This window comes from Stenotrophomonas sp. 10L48, from assembly GCF_056395105.1.
In genome coordinates this window covers 21917-30588 of sequence record NZ_JBFTIX010000021.1, presented here as the reverse complement: position 1 = coordinate 30588, position 8672 = coordinate 21917, and the positions used below count along the sequence as shown (strand labels likewise).

7 protein-coding genes are annotated in these 8672 nt (G+C 68.0%); 3 read left to right on the top strand and 4 right to left on the bottom strand.

Features of this window, described 5'->3' with window-relative positions:
- Positions 1–510: 510 nt before the first annotated feature.
- The 4 genes from ppk2 to hemA are packed head-to-tail and all read right to left on the bottom strand — an operon-like array spanning position 511 to position 5392.
- Positions 511–1293 carry a polyphosphate kinase 2 gene (gene ppk2 / locus AC1DCU_RS20970; protein WP_080149964.1) on the bottom strand — a complete coding sequence of 261 codons (783 nt, stop codon included), beginning with the start codon at positions 1291–1293 and terminating at the stop codon, positions 511–513.
- A gap of 46 nt (positions 1294–1339) precedes the next feature.
- Positions 1340–3046, bottom strand: a complete 1707-nt coding sequence (locus AC1DCU_RS20965) for an O-linked N-acetylglucosamine transferase, SPINDLY family protein (RefSeq protein WP_442252020.1) — start codon at positions 3044–3046, stop codon at positions 1340–1342.
- A gap of 2 nt (positions 3047–3048) precedes the next feature.
- Entirely contained in the window at positions 3049–4131 is a 1083-nt protein-coding gene (gene prfA / locus AC1DCU_RS20960; protein ID WP_025879142.1) for a peptide chain release factor 1, read from the bottom strand.
- A complete protein-coding gene (hemA, locus tag AC1DCU_RS20955) occupies positions 4109–5392 on the bottom strand; it encodes a glutamyl-tRNA reductase (protein WP_025879143.1) in 1284 nt (427 codons plus the stop codon). The genes prfA and hemA overlap by 23 nt, the downstream gene beginning before the upstream one ends.
- Positions 5393–5455: 63 nt before the next feature.
- Here hemA and AC1DCU_RS20950 point away from each other — a divergent pair, with 63 nt between their 5' ends.
- The 3 genes from AC1DCU_RS20950 to ispE are packed head-to-tail and all read left to right on the top strand — an operon-like array spanning position 5456 to position 8663.
- Positions 5456–7141 (top strand): tetratricopeptide repeat protein, encoded by a 1686-nt coding sequence (locus AC1DCU_RS20950; protein WP_025879144.1) that lies wholly within the window; start codon positions 5456–5458, stop codon positions 7139–7141.
- On the top strand, positions 7138–7797 hold the full coding sequence (lolB, locus tag AC1DCU_RS20945; RefSeq protein WP_442252021.1) for a lipoprotein insertase outer membrane protein LolB: 660 nt from the start codon (positions 7138–7140) through the stop codon (positions 7795–7797). Before AC1DCU_RS20950 ends, lolB begins: the two co-directional genes overlap by 4 nt.
- Complete coding sequence (gene ispE / locus AC1DCU_RS20940) at positions 7794–8663, top strand: 4-(cytidine 5'-diphospho)-2-C-methyl-D-erythritol kinase (RefSeq protein WP_442252022.1); 870 nt, start codon at positions 7794–7796, stop codon at positions 8661–8663. The genes lolB and ispE overlap by 4 nt, the downstream gene beginning before the upstream one ends.
- Positions 8664–8672 lie beyond the last annotated feature (9 nt).

Genomic DNA, 8672 nt, shown 5'->3' with positions numbered 1-8672 from the left:
TCCCTGTAGGCTCGGTCGCCGCATCCATGCGGCTCACGCCCCCGCAACCGGACCCACCCCGCCTTCGACAATTCTCCGCAAGCTGCGGGAATTACATGGCCTGCTCTTGGTGGGTGTCGACCTTGGTCGACACGTAGATCCACGCCATGCTTGGATGCTCTTCGTTCAATTGTCGAAATATTCGATTTCGATGGACATACATTCACGCATGGCGTGAATCCATCAGCCACCGGAAATCTGTCGAAGGTGGGGCGGTGTCGGATTGCGGGGTGTCAGCCGCATGGGCCCGAGGCGTGCCTCGGGCGGGTTGGGCAGGACGCCCAACCCCGGCCTTGCCGTGTGCGCAGGACTGCGCACACGAGCAAGCGGCTGCCAAGCCTACAAGGACGTACTTGCGGCGTCCCCGCACTCCGACACCGCCCCGCCATCCCACGCAATGCAGCTTTTGACGTTGCTTTGGCTGTTGCCTGAAAGCAGCAGGTGCAGGGCCGCAGGCCCTGCCGACCAACCCTACTCCTTGACCGGGAAATCCTCGATCGGCTTCAGCACGCCGTAGTGCTCGCGATGCAGCTTGCCCTTCAGTTTCGGCAGCTCCGGCAAGGGCGCATCCACCCGCGTGTCCGGCAGCCGGTCCAGCAGGTTGCGGACAAGAGTCAGGCGACCCAGCCGCTGGTCGTTGAAATCCACCAGCGTCCACGGCGCACCGTCGCGATGGGTCGCGCGCAGCATCGCCTCGCGCGCTTCGGTGTACGCGCTGTACTTGCTGCGCGACTTCAGATCCACCGGCGACAGCTTCCACCCCTTCAACGGATCAAGATGGCGTTCGGCGAAACGCTTCTCCTGCTGCTCCTGGTCCACGCACAGCCAGTACTTGAACAACAGGATGCCGTCATCCACCAGCAGTTGTTCGAACACCGGTGCCTGATGCAGGAACTGCTGGTACTCGGTCTCGCTGCAGTAGCCCATCACCCGTTCCACGCCCGCGCGGTTGTACCAGCTGCGGTCCATCAGCACGATCTCGCCGGCGGCCGGCAGATGCGTGGCGTAGCGCTGGAAATACCATTGCGTGGCTTCGCGGTCGGTGGGCTTGGGCAACGCCACCACCCTGCATTGGCGTGGGTTGAGGTGCTGGCTGATGGCCTGGATCGCACCGCCCTTGCCGGCGGTATCGCGTCCTTCGAACAACACCAGCAGGCGTTGCCCGCTGTGCTGCACCCAGCGTGCCATCGCCGTCAGTTCCAGCTGCAGCGGCTGCAGCAGTTCGTCGTATTCCTTGCGCTTGAGCTTGGCCATCGTCATGCCACGCGGGAGGGAAGCTCGAGCGTAGCGCAGGGCGATGTCAGGGCGTGTCGAGGCCCTGCCAGCCCTGTTCGCGGGCCAGCTGCTGAAGCAGTGCGGACAGATCGCGCGCGAAGGCCGCCATGTCGAACAGGCCGCTGCGCTCGCGTGCCTGCGCCAGTTCGGCACGCAGGGCAGCCAGCGCGGCCGGGTCGTTGCCGAGTGCACTGGCGGTGGCGACGAAGGCCGCATCGTCGGCGACGTTCATGTGCTCGAGCCCCAGATGATGGTTGAGGCTGCCGGCCACGCGCGCGGCGAAGGTAGCGCCGGGGCAGGTCAGCACCGGGCAGCCGGCCCACAGTGCATCCGATGCGGTGGTGTGCGCGTTGTACGGGTTCGTATCCAGGAACAGGTCGGCCAGCTGATAGCGGGCCAGATACTGCGGATGCGGCAGCTTGGCCATGAACACCAGGCGCGCCGGATCCAGTCCTGCAGCCTTGGCGGCGGAACGCAGCCTTGCATCGGCCTGGCCGGGGCCGGACAGCAGCCACAGCACGCTGCCAGGTACCGCCTGCAGCACCGCGAACGCACGGCCCATGCTGCGCGGGTTGAGTTTGTAACTGTTGTTGAAGCAGCAGAACACCGTGCCCTGCGCGGGCAGCCCACACGCCGCACGGTCCGGCGCCGGTTCCAGCACGCGGGTGTTGTCGGAGGGCTGGAACGCGCGCGGCAGGCGCAGCACGCGTTCGCTGTAGTGCGGTTCCAGCGAGGACGGCAGCGCGAAGTCGTCAGCGATCACTGCATCCAGCCACGATGCACCGGAGGTGCCGGGGTAGGCCAGCCAGTTCAACTGCAGCGGGGCAGGGCGCATCGCCAGTACTTCCGGCGTGCCGCCACCTCCCCAGCCGCGCAGGTCCAGCAGCAGGTCGATGCCCTGTGCACGGATGCGCGCGGCCGTATCGGCGTGGCGCAATCCCACCACGTCATGCAGCCGGGTGGCGGCCTGCAGGCGTTGTCGGATGCGGCTGCCATCATCGGCATTGAGTGCGAACAGATGCAGTTGCAGGGCCGGGTCGCGGCTCATCTGCTCCAGCAACGCCACCGTCAGCAATCCGGTGGGATGGGCGCCGAAGCCGTTGGAAAGGAAGCCCACGCGAAGTGGGCCTCGTTCGCGCAGCTTCGCCGGCGGCAGTGGCCGCACCGATGCCGCCACCGCGGCGGCGCGTGCACGCGCGCAGGCCAGCTGTTCGGCCGCGCTGGCGTCTTCGCTGAGAAACGCGAAGGGTTCCACTACGCCCTGGCCGGACACCAGTGCACCGCGCACCTGATCGGCCAGCGCATCCACGTCCTGCCAATCGCACAGGCGACGCTGCCAGGCGAGGCGCTGCGCGGCGATATACGGCTCGTCGGGCATCAGTGCATGTGCGCGGCGATAGGCCGCTGATGCACCTTCGGCATCGTTGGCATCTTCCAGCGCGTGCCCCAGCCACAACGCGATGCCCGGGTGCTCCGGTGCCAGCGCCGAGGCCTGGCCCAGCAGCGTAGCGGCATCGGCATGCGCTCCTGCCATCCATGCCACCCGGCCGAGCCGGGCAAGCGCTTCAGGATGATTGGGCCGCAGCTGCAGCGCGCGTCGCGCAGCCTGCTCACCGGCCGCGATATCGCCGGCTTCCAGTTCCAGGTCGGCCAGCATCACCCAGGCGACGAAGTCGCCGGGCTGGCGCGTGATCGCCTGCTGCAGTTGCTGCCGCTGCTGCCAGGCCGACATGGTCAGCCCGCCGAAAGCTGGGCCAGGGCGTCGACCTGGTGCTCGTGGCTCAATCGCTGCAGCAGCGGATCGAGATCGCCGGCCAGTACGTTGGGCAGGTCGTACAGGGTCAGCCCTTCCACGCGGTGGTCGGTGATCCGGCCCTGCGGGAAGTTGTAGGTACGGATGCGCTGGCTGCGGTCGCCGCTGCCGACCTGCAGGCGCCGTGATTCTGCCTGCGCCGCGTCGTGGCGCTGGCGCTCGGCATCCAGCAGCTGCGCCTTCAGGCGTTTCATCGCCTTGTCCCGGTTGGCATGCTGGCTGCGTTCGGTCTGGCACTCCACCACCACGCCGCTGGGCACGTGGGTGATGCGGATCGCCGATTCGGTCTTGTTGACGTGCTGGCCACCGGCGCCGGAGGAGCGGTAGGTATCAATCCTCAGGTCAGCCGGGTTGATGACGATCTCATCGACTTCGTCGGCTTCCGGGATGATCGCCACGGTGGCCGCCGAGGTGTGGATGCGGCCCTGCGATTCGGTGGCCGGCACGCGCTGCACGCGGTGCGTGCCCGATTCGAATTTCAGGCGCGAGAACGCGCCCCGGCCGACCACGCGCGCCACCACTTCCTTGTAGCCGCCATGTTCGCCGGGGTTGTCCGATTCGATCTCGACCTTCCAGCCCTGTCGCTCGGCGTAGCGGGCATACATGCGGAACAGGTCGCCAGCGAAGATCGCCGCCTCGTCGCCGCCGGTGCCGGCGCGCACTTCCAGGAACAGGTTGCCTTCATCGCGCGGGTCGCGCGGCACCAGCAGCAGCGCCAGTTCCTGCTCCAGTTCCTGCAGGCGGGCCTGGGCGGCGGCGATCTCCTCGTCGGCCAGTTCGCGCAGATCCGGATCGGTGCGCATGCTTTCGGCCGCAGCCAAGTCGGCCTTGGCACGCACTTCATCGGCCAGCGCGGTGGCGATCGGTTCGAGCTGGGAAAACTCACGCGAAAGATCGCGGAAGCGCGCGTTGTTGGCGACCACCTCCGGTTCGGCGAGCAGACGTTCCAGTTCTTCGCGGCGCTCGGCCAGCGCTTCCAACTTACGGCGCAGGGTCGGCGTCATCGGTTCTCACAGGTGGGTGGTGGTAACCCGGCGCAGCCGGGAACAGGCGCTCGGCGGCGCGGGTCAGGTCGGCGTCGCCGCTGAGCGCGGCCGCGCGCAGGGCGGCGGTCGGCGGGTGCAGCAGGCGGTTGGTCAATCCATGGGCAAGCAGTTCCAGCACTTCGTCGGCCGGCTTGCCGTTGGCCAGCTGCTGGCGGGCGCGTTCCAGCAGTTCGGCACGGGTGGCCTCGCCGAAGGCGCGCAGTTGCCGCAGCGGTGCCTGGTGGGCACTGGCCTGCAGGGTTTCGACGAAGCGCGAGACCTGCAGGTCGATGATCGTTTCCGCTTCGGCGGCCGCCTCGCGGCGGCTGCGGCGGTTGTCTTCCACCGCGCGCTCGAGGTCGTCCACGGTGTACAGGAACGCATCGTTGAGACTGGCAACGTCGGCCTCGATGTCGCGCGGCACGGCCAGGTCGAACAGCAGCATCGGCTTGTGCCGGCGTGCGCGCAGGGCGTTGGCCACTGCAGCACGGTGGATCACCGGTTCGCGGGCGGCGGTGGCCGAGAACACCACATCGGCCTCGGCCAGGTGACGCTCCAGTTCGGTCAGCGGCAGCGCCACACCGCCATGGCGGCTGGCCAGTTCCTGCGCATGGGCGAGGGTGCGGTTGGCGATCAGCAGCCGCCGCACCTTGCCCTCGCTGAGGTGGCGTGCGGCCAGTTCGATGGTCTCGCCGGCGCCGACCAGCAGCACGGTGGAATCGTCAAGACGGGCAAATGCATTCTGCGCCAGGCGCACCGCTGCCGAGGCCACCGATACCGGGTTGGCACCGACCTGGGTATCGGTACGCGCGCGCTTGGCCACCGAGAACGTCTGCTGGAACAGGCGGTCCAGGCGTTGGCCGAGCAGGCCGTGGTCGCGCGCGGTCGACCAGGCGTCCTTCACCTGGCCCAGGATCTGCGGCTCACCCAGCACCATTGAATCCAGCCCCGTCGCCACCCGGAACAGGTGGCGCACGGCATCGGCATCGGCGTGCTGGTACAGGTAGCCCTGCAGGTCGCCGGCCTGGCTCTGCAGCCACTGGTCCAGCGCCTGCGCGGACTCTGCCACGGCATACAGTTCGGTGCGGTTGCAGGTGGACAGCAGCACCGCCTCGGCGATCTGCGGGGTATCGCGCAGCGAACCGAGCGCGCGCGGCAACGCGTCACCGGCGAAGGCTGCGCGTTCGCGCAGTTCCACCGGTGCGGTCTGGTGATTCAGTCCGAGCACCCACAGGGTCATTGTTCAGTTGCTTGCGATAAGCTGCTGGCCATTGGACGACATTTTAAGGCCCCGATGCCGACGATGCCCGCATTGATTCGCATCCCCAGTGTTCTGCTGCTGTCTCTGGCCTGTGCGCAGGCCCTGGCGGCGGTGCCCGCCAAGGCGCCTGCACGGCCTGCGGTGACTGAGGAACTGGCGCTGGAGCCGGTGCTGGCCGGCGAGTTCGCCCTGCAGGCGGGCAAGCTGGCCGAGGCCGCGCGCTGGTACCTGCAGGCGGCCCAGCAGACCGACGGCGACGCCGGCCTGGCCGAGCGGGCGACCCGTATCGCCATGCTGGCCAACGAAGATGGCGCCGCGGCCAAGGGCCTGGCCCTGTGGCAGCAGCGTGCGCCGCGCTCATTGGCGATGCGCAGTGCCGCCGGTGCGCTGGCGATGCGCCAGGGCGACGTGAAGGCTGCGCGCAGCGAGCTTCAGGCCTTGTTGCAGGACCCGGGGGATGAGGGCTGGAAGTTCGCCCTGGGCGCCTTGATCGGCGGTGGCCGCGATCCGGCCGTGCCGGCCCAGGTGCTGGGCGAGCTGGTCGATGCCAACGCCATTCCCCAGAAGATCGAGGCCTGGCAGGAGTTTGGACGCCTTGCACTGCGCATGGAGAAGCCCGAGCTGGCACGGCGCATGATTGATGAGGTGGTCAAGCGCTTCCCCGAGGAGCCACGCGTGGCGTTGCTGCGCGCCAGCCAGCTGCAGCAGGCCGGCCAGACCGACCAGGCGCTGTCGCTGCTGCATGGGGTGGAGCCGAAGACCCGTCAGGACCCGGATCTGCGCAACGCGGTGGCCATCGCCTATGACAGCCTCGGCCAGCCGGCAGCGGCCGAGCGCGTGCTGGCGGTCGGTCCCCAGGATGTGCAGACGTGGGGCATGCGCGCTTCGCTGCTGGCCAAGCAGGGCGACAAGGCCGCGCTGTCCAATCTGTACAACGAACTGTCTCGGCAGGCGGCCAAGCCGGACCCGGCGCAGCGCCTGTTGCTGGGCAAGATCGCCGAGTACCTCAAGCGCTACCCGGAGGCGGTCAACTGGTATCACAGCGTTCCTGGCGGCGATGAGCTGAATGAAGCGCGCCTGCGCGCGGCCAATGCGCAGGGTCTGGCGGGCCGGCAGTCGCTGGCGCTGGATGAAGTGCATGCCATCCAGTCCGATGCCAGCGTGGATGACGATGTGCGGCGCGATGCGTATCTGCTGGAAGCCGAGCTGCGCCAGCGCGCCGACGACCTTCCCGGCGAGATCGACGCACTGGCCCGTGGCCTGGCCGCGTATCCGGACGAAAACGGCCTGTTGTATGCCCGTGCGCTGGCCTGGGAGCGCCGCGATGACATCGCCCGTGCCGAGGCCGACCTGCGCAAGATCCTGGTGACCGAGCCGGAGAACGTGCCGGCATTGAACGCACTGGGCTACACCCTGGCCGACCGGACCGGTCGCTACCAGGAAGCGCTCGAACTGATCGACCGCGCGCGCGTGGCCGAACCGGACAACGCCGCCATCGTCGACAGTTATGGCTGGGTGCTGTATCGGCTGGGGCGCAACGCCGACGCGCTGGTACAGCTGCGCCGCGCCTGGACGCTGGCCAAGGACCCGGAAATCGCCGCCCACGTAGGCGAGGTGCTGTGGGTGCTGGGCAAGCACGATGAAGCCCGTCACTTCTTCGAGGAAGCGGCCAGGCTCGACCCTGAAAACCGCGCGCTGCTGCGCGCCCGCGAGAAATTCAACCCATGAGTGTTTCCACGATACGGCCGTTGCTGCTGGTGGCCATGACCCTGGCCCTGAGTGCCTGTACCACCGTTGGCCGGCAGAAAACGCCGGCGCCGGCCGTGGTCACCACCGTTTCCGCCGAAGCGACCGCCGCCGAGGCCGCACGCGTGGACGCGCTGCGATCGGCGTCGGAGTGGAATTTCCAGGGCCGGGTGGCGGTCAGCAAGGGCAAGGATGGTGGCAGCGGCCGCATCGACTGGAAACAGGAAGGCCAACGCTATGTCGTCGAACTGAGCGCGCCGGTCACCCGCCAGAGCTGGAAGTTGAGCGGTGATAGCCATCATGAAGCCGGCCGTCTGGAAGGACTGGCCGGTGGTCCGCGAGACGGTGAAGACGCGCAGGCCCTGTTGCTGGAAGCCACCGGCTGGGATATTCCGGTCAACCAGCTGCCGGACTGGGTACGCGGCTTGGTCGCCGGCGACAGCGCTGGGCCGGAAAAGATCGAGCGTGATGCCGATGGCCGTCCGCGGCGCATGCAGCAGATGGGGTGGGTGATCCAGTATCTGGACTGGTATCCGGCCGAAGCCGGGCGTCCGGCTCTGCCGCGCAGGGTCGAGGCGGTCAATGGTGACGCCAAGGTGCGCCTGCTGGTCGACCAGTGGGGGCAGGGCGCGCCATGAACGCGCGGGTGGATGACGCGGGCTGGTCCTGGTGGCCGGCCCCGGCCAAGCTGAACCTGTTCCTGCATATCACCGGCCGCCGTGCCGACGGCTACCACGAGCTGCAGACGGTGTTCCGCCTGCTCGATTGGGGCGACCGGATCGGCCTGCGCCTGCGTGAAGACGGCCAGGTGCGGCGGCAGGGCGATGGCCTGGCCGGTGTCGCGGAGGCGGATGATCTGGCGGTTCGCGCGGCGCGGTTGCTTAAAGAGGTGGCGAATGTCGAGAAAGGTGTCGATATCGTCGTCGAAAAGCACGTTCCTGCGGGCGGCGGTTTCGGCGGCGGTTCGTCCGATGCGGCCACCGTGCTGGTGGTACTGAACCGGCTCTGGGGCGCGGGGCTGGACGAAAATACGCTGGCGGCGCTGGGCTTGCGCCTCGGCGCCGATGTGCCGGTGTTCGTGCGTGGCCACAACGCCTGGGCCGAGGGGGTGGGCGAGCGGCTGCGGCCGATCACCCTGCCGCAGGCCTGGTATGTGGTGGTCGAACCGGGCGTTCATGTGCCGACCCCGGTGCTGTTCGCAGATCCGGATTTGACGCGCGACAGTCCACAGGCGAAAATAGAGGACTTCGCTTCCGGCACGCTGGTCGGGAACGTGTTCGAACCGGTGCTGCGCCGCCGTGAGCCTGCCGTCGAGGCGGTGCTTGCTGCGTTGAGCGACATCGGCACGGCACGACTGACCGGTTCGGGAAGTGGTTGTTTCGTCGAGTTCGATTCGCAGGCTGCCGCCGAGCAGGGACGAGCGAAGTTGTCGAAGGAGTTGCGGGCAAGGGTGGCTGCGGGCGTTGCACGTTCGCCACTGCTGGATGCACTCGAGCAACACTGATTCATCAAT

Coding starts and splice junctions, on each gene's coding strand:
- lolB (WP_442252021.1), top strand. CDS start 7,138: ATGAGTGTTTCCACGATACGGCCGTTGCTGCTGGTGGCCATGACCCTG.
- hemA (WP_025879143.1), bottom strand. CDS start 5,392: ATGACCCTGTGGGTGCTCGGACTGAATCACCAGACCGCACCGGTGGAA.
- AC1DCU_RS20950 (WP_025879144.1), top strand. CDS start 5,456: ATGCCCGCATTGATTCGCATCCCCAGTGTTCTGCTGCTGTCTCTGGCC.
- ppk2 (WP_080149964.1), bottom strand. CDS start 1,293: ATGGCCAAGCTCAAGCGCAAGGAATACGACGAACTGCTGCAGCCGCTG.
- ispE (WP_442252022.1), top strand. CDS start 7,794: ATGAACGCGCGGGTGGATGACGCGGGCTGGTCCTGGTGGCCGGCCCCG.
- prfA (WP_025879142.1), bottom strand. CDS start 4,131: ATGACGCCGACCCTGCGCCGTAAGTTGGAAGCGCTGGCCGAGCGCCGC.
- AC1DCU_RS20965 (WP_442252020.1), bottom strand. CDS start 3,046: ATGTCGGCCTGGCAGCAGCGGCAGCAACTGCAGCAGGCGATCACGCGC.